Genomic DNA, 19,360 nt, shown 5'->3' with positions numbered 1-19,360 from the left:
GCGGACCGGGACCGCGGCGGCCGCGCGCGCCGCCACCGCCCCGCCCAGCGAAGCGACGGGTAGCGCGGACTCCGAGCCGAACCTGTTCAGCCTCGCGGATCCGGCGCCTACCGAGTCTCCGTCCGCACCGCGTGCACCGTCGTCGACGACCCCGCATGCCGCATCCGGCGAGTCGGCCGTCGACCTCGTGGTCGAGCTCGAGCAGTCTCTACTCAGCGATGCCGTCCGAGCCGATCGACGCCGACTCGAGACGCTCCTGGACCCCTCGTGGAGAAACGTGTGCGCCCGCGGAGAGGTGTGGTCACGCGAGGACAGGCTCGCCGCCTCCGGATCACCCGATCAGACCTCCGCAGAACGGACGATGGAGATCATCGAGGCGCGGGAGCTGACCTCGGACACGGTCCTGCTCGTGTGGCGGGAGCATATGGGTGGGAGCTCGATCCTGCGCAGCTCGGTGTGGGTCCGCTCACAGGACTCCTGGCGGCAAGCCTTTCAGCAGGGGACCGCCGAGTCCTGAGCGCTTCCGCACACGCAACGGCGCCCCTCTCCACGTCTGGAGAGGGGCGCCGCCAGTCGAGCGTGGGCTCGCGGCCTACAGGCCACCCAGCAGCAGGTGGAGCAGATCCCCCACGATTCCGATCAAACCGGCGACTAGACCCATGATTCGACTCCCTACAGGTGATGTGTTGCCCGGCGGGATCCTCTCCCCGTCGAGCTGACAACGACTCTAAAGTTGTAAAGTAACCGAGGTGTTTCCGAGGACGCTCAGGCCTGTGAACACGCGTTTCGTTGTCGTAAAGCTACATCTGTATAGAAGTTTCTTCACTAAGCTGGAGCAGATGGTCGGCGGTTCACCCGCGTCGCGGGGCCGTGAAACCGACCGTCTGATACACCTGCGAGAGCACCGGGCCCGCGACGGCTCTCGCCCGGTCCGCGCCGTCTGCGAGGATCTGCTCGAGTTGAGCCCTGTCCGACATGTACTCGTCGAACCGACCGCGCAGCGGGGTGACGAATGACTCGAGCGCGTCGGCGGTGTCGGTCTTGAGCGCACCGTACCCCGCCCCCGAGGTCTGGTAGTCCGCCACGAGCTCGGCCACCGTCCGCCCCGTGAACGCCGACTGGATGGTCAGGAGGTTGGAGACGCCCGGCTTCATCTCACGGTCGAATCGGATGTCGCCGTCGGAGTCGGTCACCGCGCTGCGGATGCGCTTGGCGGAGACCTTGGGGTCGTCGAGAAGGTTGACGATCCCCTTGGGGTTCTCCCCCGACTTGCTCATCTTGGCCGTGGGGTCCTGCAGATCGTAGATCTTGGCCGAGCCCTCGAGGATCTTGCCCTCGGGAACCACGAAGGTCTTCTTGAATCGGGAGTTGAACCGCATCGCCAGGTCGCGGGTCAGCTCGAGATGCTGCCGCTGGTCCTCCCCCACCGGGACGAGGTGCGGGCGGTAGAGCAGGATGTCGGCGGCCATGAGCACCGGGTAGGTGAACAACCCCACGGTCGTCCCGTCCGTGCCGTGTTTGGACGACTTGTCCTTGAACTGTGTCATCCGCGCGGCCTCGCCGTACCCGGTGATGCACCCCAGCACCCAGGCCAGCTCGGCGTGTTCGGGCACATGCGACTGCACGAACAACACCGAGCGGGCGGGATCCACCCCCAGGGCGAGCAACTGCGCGCACCCGCGGTAGACCCGCTCCCGCAGCTCCTTAGGATCCTGCCTGACCGTGATCGCGTGCAGGTCCGGGATGAAGTAGTACGCGTCGTACTCGTCCTGGAGCTCGACCCACTGCCGCACGGCACCCAGGTAGTTGCCGAGGTGGTACGAGTCGGCGGTCGGCTGGATGCCGGACAGGACGCGCTGGCGCTTGGCGGGGGCTGCCGTCTCGGGCGGCCCCGTCGTGGGAGCGGGAGACACGGTCGAGGACTGCTCAGACATGACGTCCATCTTCCCACGGAAGACCCCGGCGCCTCGTCACACCCTCATCAGCCCGTGTGCTGGTCCGACTCCGGCGGCGGGAACCCGCCCGTGGCGACAGGCCCCCAGTCGTCGATCGTCACCCGGATGAGGCATTTGCCCTGCCGCACCATGGCCGCGCGGTACTCGTCCCAGTCGTCGTGCTCGCCGGCGACGCTGCGGAAGTACTCGACCAGCGGCTCGACGGCCTCGGGCAGGTCCACGATCTCCGCGGTGCCGTCGAGGTGGACGTACGGGCCGTCGAACCCGTCGGACAAAACGCACACGCTCACGGCCGGGTCGCGGCGGATGTTGCCCACCTTCGCCCGCTGCGGGTAGGTGGCCACGACGAGTCTGCCCTCGGAGTCGACGCCGCAGGTCACGGGCGAGGACTGCAGCCCGCCGGAGGACCTATGGGTGATGAGGACGGCGCGGTGCCGGGGGCGGAGGAACTCGTCGAGCCCGGCCCGGTCAGGGCGGTCTGCGGTGGCGTACGTCGGCATGAGCCGAGGCTACGGGGCCGCCCGATCAGCAGCATCCGCGACCGAGGGCCGGCCCGCCATCGTCACCGTCGTCGTCGTCACTCGTAGACGACGGTCACCGGCGCGTGGTCGGACCACCGCCTGTCGTAGGCGCTCGCGCGATCCACCCGGTCGGCCACGGCGCGCTCGACCAGCCCGTCGGTCACCACGTGGTAGTCGATGCGCCAGCCCGCGTCGTTGTCGAAGGCCTTGCCCCGTTGGCTCCACCAGGAGTACGGGCCGATCTCGTCGGGGCGGCGATGGCGGACGATGTCCGTCCACCCGCTGCCGTCGGCGAACAGCTCGGACATCCACTCGCGCTCGTGGGGCAGGAAGCCGGAGCTCTTGTGGTTGCCCTTGTGGTTCTTCAGATCCGCCTCGCGATGGGCGATGTTCCAGTCACCGCAGACGATCATCTCGTGACCGTCCCGGGCGCCGACGACCTCCGCGCTCTCGGCCAGGTGCTCCCGGAAGCTCGCCATGAAGCGGTCCTTCTCGTCCTGCTTGGGGGTGTCGGCCGACCCCGAGGGCAGATAGAGGCTGGCCACGGTGACCGTCTCCCCGTCGACGGCGCCGGGGTACACGGCCTCGATGTAGCGACCGGACTCGTCGAACTCCGGGTCGCCGTGACCGATGCGCACCTCGGCGGGCTCGTGACGGGACAGCAGCGCCACGCCGGCCCGGCCCTTGAGCGAGGAGGCCGAGCCGACCAGATGCCACCCGGCGTCGAGGGCCGGGGCCAGGGCCTTGCGGGTCTGGTCCTCATCGGCGCGGACCTCCTGGAGCGCGACCACGTCGGCGCCGCTGCCCTCCAGCCAGGGAAGGAATCCGAGGTTGGTCTCCGACCGCTGCTTGACGGCGGCACGGATCCCGTTGACGTTGACGGTGCTGATGGTGAGGCTCACGCCGATCAGGCTACCGACCCGTCGTGACCTCGTCCCGCCCCGATCGGCGGTCGAGCGCGACCGCGCCCACGAGTATCCCGAGTCCGGCCGCCGCGAGGGTTGCTCCGGCGAGGGCGGGCGAGGTGTAGCCGAAGCCCAGCGCGATCACCACTCCCCCGAGCCACGCCCCCGACGCGTTGGCGGCGTTGAGCGCCGAGTGGTTGAGTGCGGCCGCCAGCGTCTGTCCCCGGCCCGCGTACTTCATCAGCCGGGCCTGCAGTCCGGGCACGAGTGCGGAGCCCGTCGCCCCCACGAGGAACAGACCCACCAGCGCCGTGACCGGATGATGGGCGGCCACCGCGAACAGGGCGAGGACCGCGGTCATGGCCGTGGCGATCACCACCAACCCGCGGTCGAGATCCCGGTCCGCGACCACACCGCCCACGAGGTTGCCCACCACCATGCCGAGACCGTAGACGGCGAGGACCGCCGGCATCCACGCTCGGTCGATACCGGCGACGTCGACCATCGTCCACTGGATGTAGGTGTAGACCGCGAACATGCCGCCGAAACCGACCCCGCCCACGGCGAGGGTCGCCAGGATCTGTGGGCGGGCCAGGGCGGCCAGTTCCTCGCGCGCCCTGACCTCCACCGCGCCCCGCGGTTCGGGGACGACGACGAAGATCGCCGCCACGGTTAGTGCGCCGATCACCCCGACCGCGAGGAAGGCCGCCTGCCACCCCGCGGCCTCGCCCAGTCCGGTGGCCGCGGGAACACCGATCACCGTCGCCACCGACAGCCCCAGCAGGACCAGCGACACCGCCCTCGCCTGCTTGCCCGGGCCCGCGAGCGAGGCCGCCACCAGCGAGGCCACGCCGAAGTAGGCCCCGTGCGGGATGCCGGCCAGAAAGCGTGCGGCCACCAGGACCTCCGCGGAGGGGGCGAAGGCGGCGGCGGTGTTGCCCACCGTGAACAACCCCATGAGCACCAGGAGCAGGGTGCGGCGGCGCCACCGGGAGGTCCACACGGTGAGCAGCGGTGCGCCCACGACCACACCGAGCGCGTACGCGGTGATCACGTGCCCGGCCTGGGGTTCGGTGAGCCCGAAATCGTCCGCGATCGACCTGAGCAGACCCATCGCCGCGAACTCGGTGACGCCGATGCCGAACCCGCCGAGGGCGAGGGCGAGGATCGCGAACGACACGCGGCGTGCGGAGACGCCTCCGCGCGGATCGGGCGGGGTGCTGGAAGGGGAGGTGTGTGCCTCGGTCACCCGTGCAGGCTACGCATGCCGCGCGAGCAGGCCCCCTCATCGACCAGCCCCACCACCCCTCCGTCCCCTCACCAGTGCGACCCCCACGACGAGCGCGAGCGCGACGACGAGCACTCCCCCGACCATCCACGCCCAGCCCGTGCCGTCGTCGGTCCCCTCGTCCGCCGCGACGGGCTCGTCGTCGACCGCCGTCGGGTCCTGATCGGATGCGGTGGGGGCCACACCGCCCGGACCCGGTTCGGGACCGTCCTCGAACACCGGCCGCCAGTCCGGCCCCGGGGCCGGCTCGCCGTCGATCGCGACCGCGAGCTCGAAGGGCTGCTCGATCCCCCGCGGCAGCGAGGTCGACCCGTCGTTGAGCGACACCATGATGTAGTGCTCGCCTGCCTGTGACTGGACGCTCATCTCCTGGTCGCCGTCACGATTGCGGTACTGGACCGGGACCGTGTCGAGAAGGAACGCCTCCTCCGGGCCGTCCTCGAAGGTGGTGCGGACCGCGTTGGAGGGCTTCACCCGGAACGGGTTGGCCACCTCCAACTGGATGTGGTCCAGGGCACCGCGGACGGACCCGGGGACGCGCAGGCCGAGCGCCAGCCGTTCACCCCACTCCACCGGGACCCGGTAGAAGCGGGTCTCCCCGGGCACCAGGGCGTCGGAGTAGGTGCCCGGCCCGACCGCGTCCGCACCGTTGAAGCTGGTGCCACCGGCCACCGGGACGGCCTCACCGAAGTCGGGGGCCGGTGCGTCCGCCGGCACGGACTGCACCGCCGGATATCCGGTGAGCTCGTCGTCGGAGGGCACGGGCTCGAACTGGACCAGCACCTCGACCTCGAGTTCGGAGGCCGACACCCCGGTGCGCTGCGCGATCACGCGATATCCGTCCGGACCGCACGCGGGATCATTCTCCGCGGAGGGGATGACGAGATGTGTCGCTCCCGGCGACTTCCACCCACCGCCGACCTCGTAACTCGTGTCCGAACCGGTCACCCGGCACTCCTCCGCGACGTGCTCGGCCTCGATCCGCAGGCCCGCGGCCGTGACTCCACTGGTGGGATCGGGATCGACGGGTGGGATGAGGGTCGCCGCCACGTGGGCGACGTGCCCGTCGGGTATCTCGACGCCCAGGTGGCCGGCGGGCCCTCGACCACCGCTCATCGCGGCACCGGCGAGCTCGGAGCGGTAGAGGCCCTCCCCCAGCATCGGCGCATCACGCAGGGTCCGGCCCATCTCGAAGGGGGTCCCGCGGGTGTGGTATCCCTCGATACCCCGGCGCGTCAGGAACTGCAGTCGTCCGGACAACGAGGCCGCGTCGGAGGCCTCGGTGAAGCGACCGCCCGTGGCCCCCGCGATGCACTCGAGTTGGGCTCGCGCCGCGTCGTCGACGAGGAACCCCACCGTGTGCACGGTCATGTCGACGCCCGCTCCGGCGAGGTCACCCGCGACCTCGCACGGGTCCGGCGGCGCGCAGGTGTCGAGCCCGTCCGAGACCAGGACGATGGACCGCTCACCCTCGTCGCCGAGCTCTTCTGCCGCGGCGAGCAGGGCGTTGCCGATCGGGGTGTATCCGCGCGCCGTGAGTCCGTCGATCCGATCGGTCAGGACCGCCTTGTCGACAGGGTGAACGGGGGCGAGCGTGACGACGTCGCGACAGGCGGCGTCCCGGTTGTCCGGTGCGTCGGACTCCTCGCTCCCGTACGCCAGCATTCCCACACGCGCACCCTCGGGTAGTGACTCCACGAGTTCGCGGGCGGCGGACTGGGCGGCCGCCAACCGGGTGCCGCCCACATCGGCCTCGAGCATGGAACTCGAGGCGTCCATGACGATCGCGACACTGCCGTCACCGGGAGCACCGCCGGCGGGAGAGGGATCCGCGGGCGACTGCTGGCCGAGCACCCGGGGCGCGCTGACGAGGCCCGCGCCGGCGATCAGCGCACACAGGCAGAGGACCGCGATCACCGCCGTCAGGCCCCGTCCGGTCGATGTGGTCGGAGGGCGGGGCGGCACTGACACGAAGGCTCCTCAGCTGCGGTGGCGTCGCCTGCGCCACCCTACTTCCGCGATCCGGGCGCCGGCCCCGAATCGACTGAGCGCCCCCGCCGGGACCGCGATGTGTTCTACGCGGCGGTGCGCATGAGCCGCCGGCCGCCGTAGACCACGAGGAACGCCGTGAGGTACATGACGATGCTGTAGACGGCGGCCGCCAGCCCCACCTCGTCGTCGCCGATCACGGTGAAGGCGATGAGCAGGGTCAGGGTGGTGTTCTTGATGCCGAACTCGACCGCGATCGCAATCTGCTCGGCGCGGCGCAGGCGGCAGATCCACGCGAGCAGACCCCCGATCACGATCAGCGCCAGGTTGAGGACGACCACCGCCGGCCCCACGGCCACGATGAGGTCCACGATCCGGTCCCTCTCGCCGAGCACGATGCCCACGATGAGCAGCACCAACACGACGAGTCCGACGATGCCGACAAAGCGCTCGATGCGGGCGGCCAGGGCGGGCTTGCGCGCGCGGAGGATCATTCCGAGAAGGACGGGGATGAGGATGACGCCCAGCAGCAGGCCGAAGGTCTGACCAAGCGGGACGGTGACCTCTTCGTCCGCGGCTCCGGGGATGAGCCGCGCGCCGATCCCGAACCACATGGGCAGCGTGAGGATCACAGCCACGGAGCTCAGGGCGGTGAGGATGACCGACAGCGCGACGTTGCCCCGGGCGAGATAGGTGATGAGGTTCGACGTCGCACCTCCGGGCGTCGCCGCCACCAGGACCACGCCGAGGGCCAACATCGGGGAGAGCCCGAACGCCAGCGCCACGGCCACGCCGGTCAGCGGAACCAGGACCAGTTGGCCGAACAACCCGACGATCGTCGCCCACGGCGACCTCGCCTGGACCGCGAAGTCCTCCTTGGTCAGGCTGAGCCCGATGCCGACCATGATGATCGCCAGTGCGATGGGCAGGCCTATGTCGATCAGGGGACTCTGGTCCACGTGGGACTCCTCGGGTGCTCGCGCGTCAACGGGTGACGACCATCGGGTGAGATGGACCACTGTCCGATCACCGTAACCGGTCGGACGCCGACCTTCCGGGGGTTCCGCCCGGACTCGGGATCGGGGTGACTGACGGGCGGCCAGCTCGGGCCTTTACCCCGCGTTGCCGCCGCCGAGCGGCTTAGGCTAACCTCTCCCCAGGTCATGAGTTCCAGCGACAAGCCCCGGCTCGCTGGGCGGCAACCCTCCACCGCGGTGGGGTGCCCCGGGAGACGACCTGGCCACCACCCACCCGGGTGACAGGCAAGCGCGGGTCCGCTGTCGTGACGCGGCCGGACCCTTCTGACGAGAGGAGGGGCTCCGCCCCTATGACGTACGACAACAGCAATCCCGACTGGGCCTTCGAGACCCGCCAGGTCCACGCCGGGCAGCCGGTCGATTCGGACACCGGTGCCCGCAATCTGCCGATCTACCAGACCACCTCGTACGTCTTCGCGGACGCCAAGCAGGCCGCGGACCGGTTCGCGCTCGCCGAGATGGGCCCGATCTACACCAGGATCACCAACCCCACGGTCGCCGCCGTGGAGGATCGCCTCGCGTCCCTCGAGGGCGGTGTCGCCGGTCTGCTCTTCGCCTCCGGCCAGGCCGCCGAGACCGCGGTGATCCAGGCCATCGCCCAGTCGGGCGGCCACGTGGTCGCCTCCCCCCGCCTCTACGGCGGTACCGACACGCTGCTGCGGCACACACTCCCCAAGTACGGCATCGAGACCACCTTCGTCGAGAACCCCGACGACCCCGCCTCGTGGGAGGCCGCCGTCCGGCCCGACACCAAGCTGTTCTACGGGGAGTCGATCTCCAATCCGCTCAACGACATCCTCGACATCCCGGCGATCGCCGAGGTCGCGCACCGCAACCAGGTGCCGCTCGTGATCGACAACACCGTGGCCACCCCCTACCTGATCCGGCCGCTGGAGTTGGGGGCGGACGTGGTCGTGTCCTCGGCCACCAAGTACCTCGGCGGCCACGGCGCCTCCCTCGGCGGCATCCTCGTCGACGGCGGTACGTTCGACTGGCGCGTGCAGCGCGACGGGCAGGACGTGTTCCCGTCCTTCACCACGCCGGATCCCGCGTACCACGGTCTGGTCTACGCGGACCTCGGTGCGCCGGCACTCGCTCTCAAGGCCCGGGTGACGCTCCTGCGCGACACCGGCGCCGCGGCCTCGCCGTTCAACGCGTGGACCCTCATCCAGGGCATCGATACCCTGAGCCTGCGGATCGAGCGCCACGTGTCCAACGCCCAGCGGGTGGCCGAGTGGCTCGAGTCGCGCGAGGACGTGGCGAAGGTGCAGTACGCCGGTCTGGCCTCCTCGCCCTACAACGCCCTCCAGCAGAAGCTGTCCCCCAAGGGGGCGGGCGCCATCGTCACCTTCGACCTCGCGGTGCCGCAGGGCGCGTCGGAGGAGGACGTCAAGGCCCGGGCGTGGACGTTCATCGACGCCCTCAAGCTGCATTCGTGCCTGGTCAACATCGGCGACGTCCGCTCGCTGGTGTGCCACCCGGCCACGACCACCCATTCCCAGGGCACGCCCGAGGCCAACGCGATCGCCGGGGTCACCACGGCGACCATCCGCCTCTCGGTGGGCATCGAGGCCGTCGACGACATCATCGGCGACCTCGAGCTCGGTTTCGCCGCGCTGTCCTGACCCCTGCCCGGATGATCCGCCCCACCGATCCGCTCACCCTGCTGCCCCCGGGTGACGGCACCCTCGGCCGTGTCGCCATCGGCGACCTGACGCTGTCCACGGGTGTCGTCCTCCCGGGGGTCTCCCTCGCGGTGCAGCGGTGGGGCCGGATTGCGGACGATCGATCCAACGTCGTCCTGGTCGAACACGCGCTGACCGGGGACTCGCACGTCATCGGCTCCGTGGACTCGCTGCACCCGACGCCCGGGTGGTGGAACGGTCTGGTCGGCCCCGGGTTGCCCCTGGACACCGATCGCTACTGCGTCCTGTCCGTCAACGTGCTCGGTGGGTGTCGCGGTTCGACGGGCCCCAGTTCGCTCCACCCCGACGGCCACTACTGGGGTGCCCGCTTCCCCGCCGTGTCCGTCCGCGACATGGTCGAGTCCGAGCGCGCCCTGGCCGATCTGCTGGGTATCGACCGCTGGGCCGCGGTGGTCGGCGGCTCCATGGGCGGGGCGAGGGCGCTCGAGTGGATGGTCGGACACCCTGACCGCGTCGGGGCCGGCTGCGTCCTGGCGGTGGGTGCGCGCGCCTCCGCCGACCAGATCGGTGTGCAGACCGCGCAGATCATGGCCGTGACCTCCGATCCGCACTGGCAGCAGGGCGGGTATCACGGCACCGGCCGCACTCCTGTCACCGGTCTCGGCATCGCGAGACGTATCGCACACCTGTCCTACCGGGGTGAGGTGGAACTGGACGAGCGATTCGCCAACCGTCCGCAGCCCGGCGAAGACCCCCGTGGAGAGGACCTGTCGATGTCGGGGCGGTTCGCCGTGCAGTCCTATCTCGACCACCAGGCCGGGAAGCTCGTCTCCCGCTTCGACGCCTGCAGCTACGTCCTGCTCACCGATGCGCTCAACCGTCACGACGTGGGCCTGGACCGCGGTGGGGTCGAGCGGGCGCTGCGCTCCTGCCCTGTCCCGTGCGTCATCGGCGGGGTGACCACCGACCGTCTCTACCCCCTGCGGCAGCAGGAGGAACTGGCCGCGCTGTTGCCCGGGGCCGATCCTCTGGTGGTGATCGACAGCCCCGCCGGTCACGACGGGTTCCTCACCGAATCCGACGTGGTGGGGCCCATGCTCGCCAGGACCATGGAACTCGCCGCCCACGGGACGCCCGACAGATCGCGAGGACCCGCATGACCGACCGTGACCGTCCGAACCGGTCCGCCGCCCTCGGGCTGACCGGCCTGGCCGTGGGTCTCGGCATCATCGGGGGGGCCATCGGCTTCGCCACCCTGTTGGGAATCACCGCGACCGCGAGAGGCGGCTACGACACGGCCGAGTACGGCCCGATGGCGCTGACCGCGGCGTCGTCACTGGTGTTGAGCGTGCTGCTGATCACCGGCGCGGTGATGCTGTGGCGCGCCCACCGCGCTGCCCGGGCCGTCATCGGGGTGGCCGTGACACTGTTGGCCGTGAGCACGCTGGCGCGGATGGTATTGGACAGCGTCACGTTCATCTCGGTGCTGGGCAGCGTTCTGTCCCTGTGTGCACTGGTGGCGATGGGCCTGCTACTCGCGTCGAACGGGGTGCGCGACCACGTCCGCGACGGCGTGCCACTGCGACTGAACTAGGCCCGGCGGAGGAGGTCGACTCAGCCCGTCCCGAGCGAGTCGATCGATGTGGCGAGCCACAGCACGACCACGCCGACCGCCAGGTAGAAGGCCACATCGAAACCCTTGCCCCGCACACCGAGGAGTCGCGCGCGCTCGTCAGGCACCACCGCCCGCAGTACCGCGGCGGCCAGGGCCATGATCCCCAGCAGGAACGCCCCGCGGCGCCACCGCTCGAACATCACGAACCCCAACGACACAACGATCCCGACCAGGACCAGTGCGAGCGGCCACTGGGCCCGGATCTGCGACCAGCGAAGCCGCGCGGGACGGGTGCGGCGGGGCCGGGCGTCGGTCTGCCGGGGCCGGTCCGGGGCGGGATGGGTCATGTGGGCCCCTAGGCACCCGTGGCGAGCCGCTCGCAGCGCTCGACCACGTTGGACAGCAGGAACGCCCGCGTGAGCGGACCGACCCCTCCCGGGTTCGGGGAGACCGCGCCCGCGACGTCCCACACGTCCGGGTGCACGTCACCGGCGAGCTTCCCGTCGAGTCGGGACACCCCCACGTCGAGGATCGCCGCGCCGGGCTTGACCATGTCCGGGGTGAGGATGTGGGCCACTCCGGCGGCGGCCACGATCACATCGGCACGCCGCGTCTCGGCGGCGAGGTCGCGGGTGCCGGTGTGGCACAGGGTGACGGTCGAGTTCTCGCTACGACGGGTGAGCATCAGCCCGATCGGGCGTCCCACGGTGACCCCGCGGCCGATCACCACCACGTGTGCCCCGTCGAGTTCGACACCGAAACGGCGGAGGAGGTGGATGGCGCCGTTGGGGGTGCACGGGAGCGGGGCCGGCGCGTTGAGCACCAGCTTGCCGAGGTTGACCGGGTGCAACCCGTCGGCGTCCTTGGCCGGGTCGATGCGCTCGAGGATCGCGTTCTCGTCGAGGTGAGCGGGCAGCGGGAGCTGGACGATGTACCCGGTGCACGCCGGATCGGCGTTGAGTTCGTCGATCACGGCCTCGAGCTCGGCCTGACCGGTGTCCGCTGGTAGGTCACGGCGGATGGAGGCGATCCCGACCTGTTCGCAGTCACGGTGCTTCATCTTGACGTACGAGTGGCTGCCCGGGTCGTCGCCGACGAGGACCGTTCCCAGCCCCGGGGTGATGCCCTTGTCCCGCAACGCGGCGACGCGGGTCGAGAGGTCGGCGACGATCTCGTCGCGGGTCAGCTTTCCGTCCAACTTCGTAGCCGTCACGGGTGCCAGTATCCCACTGCGGAGCGGTCACGTCGCCAGCGCACTGCGAGAATGGTGGCCATGACCGGAGCCGGCGTACGTGTGTTGTTCGACCGACCCCGCATCCCGCCCAACACCGGTAACGCGATCCGGTTGGCCGCGGGCGCGGGCTGCGAACTCCATCTGGCCGGGCCGTTGGGTTTCGACCTCACCGAGCCACGGTTGCGGCGGGCCGGGCTCGACTACCACGACCTGGCGCACGTGGAGGTCCACGCCGACCTCGACGCCGCGTACGCCCGTCTGCTCCCGGCGAGGGTGTGGGCGTTCACCGTGCGAGCCGACCTCTCGCTGCCGGAGGTCCGCTTCTCCCCCGGCGACGTCCTGCTGTTCGGACCCGAGCCCACCGGACTGGCCCAGGACGTGCTGGCGGACCAGAGGGTGACGGCCACGGTGCGCATCCCCATGATCGCGGGACGTCGGTCGATGAACCTGTCGAACGCGGCCGCCGTGGCGGTGTACGAAGCCTGGAGGCAGCAGGGATACGCAGGCGATATGGGAATTCCGCCTGATTGACTTATTATTTCGGCATGCCGAAATCTCGTCCGGTCGGTGACCGCAATCGTCCGGGAGGTCGCCGACGGCCCGGGCAACCGAGGACCGTAGTCCTCGCCTCCCTGTCCGCCCTCGCGGCGGTGGTCATGACCGCGGCGTGCACGACCGGGTTCACGGGCGCGGCCGATGTGCACGACCGCCCCCGGTTCGCCCATCAGGAGTCCGGGGATCGCGTCGTGGTGGCCACGACCTTCACGATCCTCGCGGACATGACGCGCCGGGTCGGGGGCGATCGTGTCCGGGTGGAGTCGGTCACCACCCCCGGGGCCGACGTGCACCAGTACGAACCGTCGGTCGACGACCTCAAGCGGGTCGAGGGCGCCGACCTGGTGGTGAGCAACGGCCTCGGCATGGACGACTGGCTGCTGCGATTCCTCGACGGGACCGATGCCCGACACGTCGTCGGCTCCGAGAGGGTCGACCCCATGCCCGTACGCTCGGGCAACTACACCGGTCGCCCCAATCCCCACGCGTGGATGTCACCCCACGAGGGCATCGGCTACGTCCTCACGATCGCCGACGCACTGGCCGAGGTCGACCCGGACGGTACCGAGGAATACCTCGCCCGCGCCGGGGACTACGTGGCGGACCTCGAGGACATGGCCACCCGCGCACGGGCGGCCGTGGCGGCGGTGCCGGAGGAACGACGCGTTCTGGCCACGTGCGAGGGCGCATTCTCCTACCTGGCGCGCGACCTCGGGCTGGAGGAGCTCTACCTGTGGCCGGTCAACAGCGAATCGCAGGGGCTTCCGCGGCAGGTCACCTCTCTGATCGACGAGGTGCGTGCCCGGGAGATCCCCGCGCTCTTCTGCGAGTCGACGGTCTCCGACGCCGCGATGGAGCAGGTGGCGCAGGAGACGGGCAGCAGGGTCGCCGGGGTCCTGTACGTCGACTCGCTGTCCGCCCCCAGCGGCCCGGTGCCCACGTATCTGGACCTGCTCGACCACGACCTCGAGATCATCACCCGGGAGCTGACGTCATGACCGACCGACCACTGCCCTTCTCGTCGCACACCGGCCCGCCCGCCGTGGTCGTCACCGACCTCACCGTCGACCGGGGTCAGATCCGCGCACTCGACTCGGTCTCCCTGTCCGTGCCCACCGGGGAGATCACCGTGCTGCTCGGGCCCAACGGGTCCGGCAAGTCCACCCTGCTCCAGGCGATGCTCGGTCTGGTCACCCCGACCGGTGGATCGGTGCGTGTTCTCGGCTCCCCGGTGGGCCGGGCGCTGCGCACCGGCCGGGTGGCGGCGGTACCCCAGTCGGACGGCGTCGACGATCGCTTCCCGGTCACCGCCGGCGAGGTGGTCATGCAGGGCCGTCGACGCTTCACCGGTCCGTGGCGTCGCCCGTCCTCCGCCGATCGGCTGGCGGTGGAGCAGGCACTGGCCAGGGTCGGCCTGTCCCCGATCGCCGGGCGGAGAATCGGGGAGCTGTCGGGGGGACAACGCCGACGGGTTCTGCTGGCCCGATGCCTGGCGCAGGAGGCGGAGCTACTGCTCCTCGACGAGCCGTTCAACGGGATGGACGCCGGCAGCGAGGAGGTCTACATCGACGTGCTGCGCGACCTCACCGCCTCGGGGAGGACCGCGGTGGTCTCCACACACCACCTGGCCACGGTCGAGAGGCTCGCGGACTCGGTCGCCCTGCTCAACGGTGGACTGGTGGCGCACGGGCCCGTCGCCGAGACCACCACCCCACAGATCCTGTCCACCCTGCTCGGTGCGCGACCACCCGCCGTCGACGACCGGGCACCGGCGACCGAAGGGGCACCGGGATGATCGATCTGCTCGTCGAACCCATGGGGTACGAGTTCATGCGCCGTGCCCTGCTCGTGGTGGCCGCCTCCGGAGTGGCCGGCGCACTGCTCAGCTGCTGGCTCGTCCACATGGGGTGGTCACTGATGGGCGACGCCGTCTCCCACGCCGTCCTGCCCGGAGTGGTGATCGCCGCCCTGACCGGCATCCCGTTCGCCGTCGGCGCGCTCGTCGCGGCGTTGGTCGCGGTGGCGCTGATCGGCGGGGTCCGCGAGAGCGGGACGGTTCGGGAGGACGCCGCCATGGGCATCGTCTTCACCGCCCTGTTCTCGCTCGGCCTGGTCCTCATCGCGCGCTTCCCGAGCGGGCAGGACCTGCACTCCATCCTGTTCGGCAGTGTGCTCGGCGTGCCGGACCCCGTCCTGGTGCAGGTGCTGGCCGTCTCCGCGTTCACGGTGATCGTGTTGCTGGCCTTCCGCCGGGATCTGATCATGGTGGCCTTCGACCGGCTGCACGCGCACACACTGGGCCTCAGGACCCGTGCACTGACCGGGCTCCTGCTGGCCACCCTCGCCACGGCCACCGTGGCGGGAGTCCAGTCGGTGGGCGTGATCCTCGTGGTGGCCACGCTCATCATCCCCGGCGCGACGGCCCAGCTGCTCGCCGACACCATGCGGGGGACGATGATCCTCGCCGTCGTCGTCGCCCTGGCCGGCGGCCTCACCGGGCTGTACGCCGGGTACTACGCCGACCTCCCCCCGGGGCCGGTGGTGGTACTCGCGCAGGCCGCCATCTTCACCGCGGCCCAGTTGTTCGCGCCCGGGCGCGGCGTGATCCCGCGGGCCGCGGCGGGCGCCCGGGCCCGACGATCGGGGATGATGACGGCATGACCGGCGACCGGCCCCGAGACGAGGCCCCCAGCGCGACTACACCCGGCGGCCTCGGCGATCTCACCCCCACCGTCCAGGCCTACCTCATGGCCGCCCACCACCTGGAGGCCGCAGGCCAGTCCGTCACCCCGGGCGCGCTCGCGGATCGACTCGGGGCCTCCCCCTCCTCCGTCACCGAGGGCGTCCGCAAACTCGCCGCGATGGGTTTGGCGCGGCACCGTCCCTACGCGCCCGTGGAGCTCACCGACGCCGGGAGGTCGTTCGCAGTGGCGATGGTCCGTCGTCACCGGATCCTCGAGACCTTCCTGGCCCGGTGCCTGGACTACCCCTGGGATGAGGTCCATGCCGAGGCCGACGCCCTCGAGCACGTGGTGTCCGACCGGTTCGTCGACGCCCTGGACGGCTTTCTGGACCACCCGCGCCGCGACCCCCACGGCGACCCCATCCCCACCCGTGACGGGCGGCTGGTCCACCTCACCGACATCCCCCTGGACCGGGTGCCGGAGGGCGGCGCGGGCGTCGTCACCCGGGTGTCCGACCGGGACAATTCCGTGCTCCGGCACCTGGCCGAGATCGGTCTGCGTCCCGACTCGCCGGTCGAGGTGGTCTCCCGCCAGATCGAGCTGGGGATCATCACCGTGGCTCTGCACGGCCGGGCGATCCCGGTGGGCACGCCGGTCGCGGCGGCGGTCCGGGTCCGGGTCCCGTCCGGCGAGGACAGCGCCGACGACACCGCCGGCGACGACGTCAGAACATCGTCCCGGGGTTGAGGAGCCCCTGCGGGTCCAGCGCGGTCTTGATGCGGCGGTTCAACTCCATCGCGTCCTCGCCCAGCTGGGCGGGCAGCCACGGCGCCTTGAGTCGTCCCACGCCGTGTTCGCCGGTGATCGTCCCTCCCATCCCGATCGCCAGATCCATCACCTCGCCGAACGCCGCCTGGGCCCGGTGAGCGCGGTCCGGGTCGTCGTCGGTCAGCACGATGATCGGATGGGTGTTGCCGTCGCCGGCGTGAGCGACCAGCGCGATCGGCACGTCCCGCCGGGCGGAGATCTCCTCGATCCCGGCGACCAGCTCCGGCAGCGCGGGCAGCGGCACCCCGACGTCCTCCAGCAACAGAGTCCCGGTCTTGCCCAGGCTGGTGAACGCGGCCCGACGCGCGACCGTGAACTGCTCACCCTCCTCGGGGTCGTCGGTCGCGAACACCTCCGTCGCGCCGTGCGTGCGGAACGCCTCGGCCATGAACTCGGTCTCGACCGCGCGGTCGGGTCCGGTGAGGTCGGACTGGGCCAGCAACATCGCGCCCGCCGAGGTGTCCAGCCCCATCCTCAGGTCCGCCTCCACGGCCCGGATCGAGACGGTGTCCATGAACTCCAGCATCGCCGGGCGGATCCGGCGCGTGATGGCCAGGACCGCGTCGCTGCACGCCACCACGTCGGGGAAGATCCCCACCACCGTGGAGCGCGGTGGTTGCTCGGGGATGAGCCGCACGATGATCTCGGTGACGATCCCCAGCGTGCCCTCACTGCCCACGAAGAGCTTGGTCAGGCTCAACCCGGCGGTGTCCTTGAGGCGCGCACCACCCAGACGCACCGCGGTGCCGTCGGCCAACACCACCGTCAGACCGAGAACGTAGTCGGTGGTCACGCCGTACTTCACGCAGCACAGGCCACCGGCGTTGGTGGCGATGTTGCCGCCGATCGAACAGATCTCGTACGACGAAGGATCGGGGGGATACCAGAGGCCGTGCGCGGCGACGGCCCGTTTGACCTCGATGTTGAGAAGACCCGGCTGGACGGTCGCGGTCCGGGTCACCGGGTCGACGTCGATGTCCCGCATGAGCTCGGTGGACAGCACGATCCCGCCCTCCACCGCCGTCGCTCCCCCGGAGAGCCCCGAACCGGCACCCCGCGGGACCACCGGCACCCCGTGGGTCCCCGCCCAGCGCATGACCTCCTGGACATCCTCGGTCGACCGTGCACGAACCACGGCCAACGGCATCCCGGGGTCCGGAGCCTTGGCCCAGTCCTGGCGGTATCCCTCCAGCACGTCCGCGTCGGTGAGGACGGAGGCGGTGTGGAGGCGGGCACGGAGGTCGTCCAGGATCATGACCCGAACCTACGGCGTGGCCTCCCGGATCCGCAGGCGGTCGAAGACAGCTCGCAGGGGCCGCGGCGCCCACCAGTTGGCGTCGCCCAGCAGCAGCATCGCGCTCGGGACGAGCAACAGCCTGATGACGAACGCGTCCACCAGCACCGCGAGTGCCAGACCGAGGCCGAGAAGCCGGACCACGCTGATACCCGATGTACCGATGGCGAGGAACACCACCGCCACCAGAACCGCCGCCGCCCCCACGACGGGGGCGGTGCGGGACACCCCGTCGACCACGGCCCGGGTGGTGTCGCCGTGGCGGTCGTACTCCTCGCGGACCCGCGAGAGCAGGAACAACTGGTAGTCCATCGACAGTCCGAAGGCCAGGCACGCCATCAACAGCGGTGAGGAGCTGTCCACCACCCCCGTGGCCGTCACGCCCACCAGATCGGCCAGGTAGCCCTCCTGGAAGACCAACACCATCACACCGAAGCTCGCGGTGAGACTCAGCGCCGCCATGACCAGCGTCTTGAGGGTCACCAGCACTCCGCCGGTGAGCAGGAACACCAGGGGCAGCACCACCGCCATGACGAGGAGGGCGACCGGGACCGCCCGCTCGCTGATCGCCTTCCGGGTGTCGACGTCGTCGGAGTAGGTTCCCGCCACCGGTGCGGGGGCCACGACCTCCCGGACCCGTTCGGCGAGGTCCTGTTGCTCCGGCTGGGTCAGACCCGGGGCCGTCACCACCTCCACCGCGGCAACGGAGCCCCGCCTCAGGTCGGGGTCGCCGGGACCCACCTCGAGCCCGTCGGACAGGGTCTCGTCCGGTCCCCGCGTCGCCGTGACGCCGTCGATACGCGACACCCGCTCCGCCAACACCCCGGGATCCACGCCGTCCGCGAGGATCACCAGCGGATCGGATCCGAGGTCAGGTCGCTCGTCGCGCAACCGCTCGGCCGCCACCCTGGACGGCGCGTCCTGTGGCAGGACCCTGTCATCGAGCGTGCCCAGCCGGAGGCCGAACGCCGGCGTCAGCAGGATCAACAGGAGCACCGACACCCCCAGCGCCACCGCCACCGGGTGGCGTCGCGAGACCCCCAGCATCGCCGTGACCGAGCGACCGGGCCGGGTCGGGTCCACCCGTCTCACGGACCACGCGTCGATCCGCCGGCCGAGAACCCGCAGGACCGGGGGCAGCACCACCAGCGTGAGGATGGCGACGAGCGCCACGACCGCGACACCGGTCAACGCCATGGACCTCAGATAGGGCATGTCCACCGCCGTGAGCGCGGCCAGACACAGGCCGACCGTCACCGCCGAGATGACGATGGTCCTCCGGCACCGGCGCATCGTGCCCTCGACGGCCTCCGGCGGGTCGACCCCGGTGGCCAGTTCCTCACGGAACCGGGTCACCACCAGGAGGCTGTAGTCGATCGAGAGACCCAGTGCCAGACCGATCACGAGGTTGAGCGCGAACACCGAGACGTCGATCAGGTGGACCAGCCCCGACAGGATGACGAACGTCGAGAGCATGGCGAGCACCCCGATCGCGACCGGGACCGCGGCGGCCACCACGGAGCCGAAGAACAGCACGAGCAGGACCAGGGTGACCGGGACGGCGATGAGCTCGGCGCGGGTCAGGTCCTCCCGCGCGATCAGGTCGTCCTCACGGAGCACCTCGGCCCGGCCGGTCAGCTGCCGCTCGACGCCCTCGCCGGGCGGAGGGATCTCCTCGCGGACCGCGTCCAGTGTGCGCCGGGACTCGGAGTCACCGCCGGACAGCACCGCGTTCACCACCGTGGGGCCGTCCCCCGGCGCCGGCGACACCGTCACGCGACCAACTCCCCCGGCGCCGGCGAGGAAGGA

General features: G+C 70.8%; 19 protein-coding genes and 1 riboswitch. Of the genes, 9 read left to right on the top strand and 10 right to left on the bottom strand.

Annotated elements, in window-relative coordinates; genetic code table 11:
* A partial coding sequence (locus G6019_RS07470; protein ID WP_182627316.1) for a nuclear transport factor 2 family protein occupies window positions 1–517 on the top strand: 517 nt, incomplete at its 5' end.
* 334 nt (window positions 518–851) lie between these two features.
* On the opposite strand, the gene trpS is transcribed toward G6019_RS07470, so the two are convergent.
* The 6 genes from trpS to G6019_RS07440 all read right to left on the bottom strand — a co-directional run bounded on the left by trpS (window position 852) and on the right by G6019_RS07440 (window position 7,617).
* Window positions 852–1,934 carry a tryptophan--tRNA ligase gene (trpS, locus tag G6019_RS07465; RefSeq protein ID WP_375539751.1) on the bottom strand — a complete coding sequence of 361 codons (1,083 nt, stop codon included), beginning with the start codon at window positions 1,932–1,934 and terminating at the stop codon, window positions 852–854.
* A gap of 47 nt (window positions 1,935–1,981) precedes the next feature.
* Window positions 1,982–2,455, bottom strand: coding sequence for a PPOX class F420-dependent oxidoreductase (locus tag G6019_RS07460; RefSeq protein WP_182612900.1), 474 nt, complete (start codon window positions 2,453–2,455; stop codon window positions 1,982–1,984).
* 77 nt (window positions 2,456–2,532) lie between these two features.
* Entirely contained in the window at window positions 2,533–3,378 is an 846-nt protein-coding gene (locus G6019_RS07455) for an exodeoxyribonuclease III (protein ID WP_107755896.1), read from the bottom strand.
* Between the two features lie 10 nt (window positions 3,379–3,388).
* Window positions 3,389–4,561 (bottom strand): MFS transporter, encoded by a 1,173-nt coding sequence (locus G6019_RS07450; RefSeq protein WP_309234174.1) that lies wholly within the window; start codon window positions 4,559–4,561, stop codon window positions 3,389–3,391.
* Window positions 4,562–4,666: 105 nt separating this feature from the next.
* Window positions 4,667–6,640: a vWA domain-containing protein gene (locus G6019_RS07445; protein WP_182612899.1), complete on the bottom strand. Its 1,974-nt coding sequence runs from the start codon at window positions 6,638–6,640 to the stop codon at window positions 4,667–4,669.
* A 104-nt stretch (window positions 6,641–6,744) separates the two neighbouring features.
* A complete protein-coding gene (locus G6019_RS07440; RefSeq protein ID WP_182612898.1) occupies window positions 6,745–7,617 on the bottom strand; it encodes a bile acid:sodium symporter family protein in 873 nt (290 codons plus the stop codon).
* Between the two features lie 200 nt (window positions 7,618–7,817).
* A riboswitch (SAM riboswitch) is annotated at window positions 7,818–7,933 on the top strand.
* Between the two features lie 52 nt (window positions 7,934–7,985).
* On the opposite strand from G6019_RS07440, the gene G6019_RS07435 reads away from it, so the two are divergent.
* Genes G6019_RS07435 through G6019_RS07425 form a run of 3 tightly spaced genes read left to right on the top strand, consistent with a single transcriptional unit; the run spans window position 7,986 to window position 10,935 of the window.
* On the top strand, window positions 7,986–9,320 hold the full coding sequence (locus G6019_RS07435; protein ID WP_107755894.1) for an O-acetylhomoserine aminocarboxypropyltransferase/cysteine synthase family protein: 1,335 nt from the start codon (window positions 7,986–7,988) through the stop codon (window positions 9,318–9,320).
* An 11-nt stretch (window positions 9,321–9,331) separates the two neighbouring features.
* Window positions 9,332–10,501 (top strand): homoserine O-acetyltransferase MetX, encoded by a 1,170-nt coding sequence (gene metX / locus G6019_RS07430; protein ID WP_182612897.1) that lies wholly within the window; start codon window positions 9,332–9,334, stop codon window positions 10,499–10,501.
* Window positions 10,498–10,935 carry a hypothetical protein gene (locus G6019_RS07425; RefSeq protein ID WP_107755893.1) on the top strand — a complete coding sequence of 146 codons (438 nt, stop codon included), beginning with the start codon at window positions 10,498–10,500 and terminating at the stop codon, window positions 10,933–10,935. The genes metX and G6019_RS07425 overlap by 4 nt, the downstream gene beginning before the upstream one ends.
* A 20-nt stretch (window positions 10,936–10,955) precedes the next feature.
* Here G6019_RS07425 and G6019_RS07420 read toward each other — a convergent pair whose 3' ends face one another.
* Both G6019_RS07420 and G6019_RS07415 read right to left on the bottom strand, forming a co-directional pair.
* On the bottom strand, window positions 10,956–11,303 hold the full coding sequence (locus G6019_RS07420) for a DUF3017 domain-containing protein (protein WP_107755892.1): 348 nt from the start codon (window positions 11,301–11,303) through the stop codon (window positions 10,956–10,958).
* 8 nt (window positions 11,304–11,311) lie between these two features.
* The gene (locus tag G6019_RS07415; protein ID WP_107755891.1) at window positions 11,312–12,169 is read right to left on the bottom strand and encodes a bifunctional methylenetetrahydrofolate dehydrogenase/methenyltetrahydrofolate cyclohydrolase; all 858 of its coding nucleotides are present in this window, start codon (window positions 12,167–12,169) and stop codon (window positions 11,312–11,314) included.
* 60 nt (window positions 12,170–12,229) lie between these two features.
* Between G6019_RS07415 and G6019_RS07410 the strand changes: the two genes are divergently transcribed.
* From G6019_RS07410 to G6019_RS07390, 5 genes are read left to right on the top strand one after another with little or no spacing between them, the layout of a single operon-like run.
* Window positions 12,230–12,721, top strand: coding sequence for a tRNA (cytidine(34)-2'-O)-methyltransferase (locus G6019_RS07410; RefSeq protein WP_107757992.1), 492 nt, complete (start codon window positions 12,230–12,232; stop codon window positions 12,719–12,721).
* A 14-nt stretch (window positions 12,722–12,735) separates the two neighbouring features.
* Window positions 12,736–13,743: a metal ABC transporter solute-binding protein, Zn/Mn family gene (locus tag G6019_RS07405; protein ID WP_182612896.1), complete on the top strand. Its 1,008-nt coding sequence runs from the start codon at window positions 12,736–12,738 to the stop codon at window positions 13,741–13,743.
* A complete protein-coding gene (locus G6019_RS07400) occupies window positions 13,740–14,540 on the top strand; it encodes a metal ABC transporter ATP-binding protein (protein ID WP_107755889.1) in 801 nt (266 codons plus the stop codon). The genes G6019_RS07405 and G6019_RS07400 overlap by 4 nt, the downstream gene beginning before the upstream one ends.
* Window positions 14,537–15,406: a metal ABC transporter permease gene (locus tag G6019_RS07395; RefSeq protein ID WP_182612895.1), complete on the top strand. Its 870-nt coding sequence runs from the start codon at window positions 14,537–14,539 to the stop codon at window positions 15,404–15,406. Before G6019_RS07400 ends, G6019_RS07395 begins: the two co-directional genes overlap by 4 nt.
* Window positions 15,403–16,176 carry a metal-dependent transcriptional regulator gene (locus G6019_RS07390; RefSeq protein ID WP_107755887.1) on the top strand — a complete coding sequence of 258 codons (774 nt, stop codon included), beginning with the start codon at window positions 15,403–15,405 and terminating at the stop codon, window positions 16,174–16,176. Before G6019_RS07395 ends, G6019_RS07390 begins: the two co-directional genes overlap by 4 nt.
* Here G6019_RS07390 and G6019_RS07385 read toward each other — a convergent pair.
* Complete coding sequence (locus G6019_RS07385) at window positions 16,154–17,512, bottom strand: FAD-binding oxidoreductase (RefSeq protein ID WP_182612894.1); 1,359 nt, start codon at window positions 17,510–17,512, stop codon at window positions 16,154–16,156. The genes G6019_RS07390 and G6019_RS07385 overlap by 23 nt on opposite strands.
* Window positions 17,513–17,521: 9 nt before the next feature.
* Window positions 17,522–19,360: MMPL family transporter (locus tag G6019_RS07380; RefSeq protein ID WP_206681814.1), on the bottom strand; the 1,839-nt coding region annotated here is incomplete at its 5' end.

Origin of the sequence: Dietzia sp. DQ12-76 (assembly GCF_014145045.1) — a bacterium.
In the GTDB taxonomy this organism is placed as follows: Bacteria; Actinomycetota; Actinomycetes; order Mycobacteriales; family Mycobacteriaceae; genus Dietzia.
Note: the sequence above shows the minus strand (reverse complement) of the source record. Positions and strands in the feature narration are given on the sequence as shown.

What these genes read in the sequence shown, in the direction of transcription:
- G6019_RS07435 (WP_107755894.1), top strand. Translation starts at nt 7,986, where the DNA reads ATGACGTACGACAACAGCAATCCCGACTGGGCCTTCGAGACCCGCCAG.
- G6019_RS07405 (WP_182612896.1), top strand. Translation starts at nt 12,736, where the DNA reads ATGCCGAAATCTCGTCCGGTCGGTGACCGCAATCGTCCGGGAGGTCGC.
- G6019_RS07410 (WP_107757992.1), top strand. Translation starts at nt 12,230, where the DNA reads ATGACCGGAGCCGGCGTACGTGTGTTGTTCGACCGACCCCGCATCCCG.
- G6019_RS07400 (WP_107755889.1), top strand. Translation starts at nt 13,740, where the DNA reads ATGACCGACCGACCACTGCCCTTCTCGTCGCACACCGGCCCGCCCGCC.
- metX (WP_182612897.1), top strand. Translation starts at nt 9,332, where the DNA reads ATGATCCGCCCCACCGATCCGCTCACCCTGCTGCCCCCGGGTGACGGC.
- G6019_RS07460 (WP_182612900.1), bottom strand. Translation starts at nt 2,455, where the DNA reads ATGCCGACGTACGCCACCGCAGACCGCCCTGACCGGGCCGGGCTCGAC.
- G6019_RS07425 (WP_107755893.1), top strand. Translation starts at nt 10,498, where the DNA reads ATGACCGACCGTGACCGTCCGAACCGGTCCGCCGCCCTCGGGCTGACC.
- trpS (WP_375539751.1), bottom strand. Translation starts at nt 1,934, where the DNA reads ATGTCTGAGCAGTCCTCGACCGTGTCTCCCGCTCCCACGACGGGGCCG.
- G6019_RS07385 (WP_182612894.1), bottom strand. Translation starts at nt 17,512, where the DNA reads ATGATCCTGGACGACCTCCGTGCCCGCCTCCACACCGCCTCCGTCCTC.
- G6019_RS07420 (WP_107755892.1), bottom strand. Translation starts at nt 11,303, where the DNA reads ATGACCCATCCCGCCCCGGACCGGCCCCGGCAGACCGACGCCCGGCCC.
- G6019_RS07390 (WP_107755887.1), top strand. Translation starts at nt 15,403, where the DNA reads ATGACCGGCGACCGGCCCCGAGACGAGGCCCCCAGCGCGACTACACCC.
- G6019_RS07395 (WP_182612895.1), top strand. Translation starts at nt 14,537, where the DNA reads ATGATCGATCTGCTCGTCGAACCCATGGGGTACGAGTTCATGCGCCGT.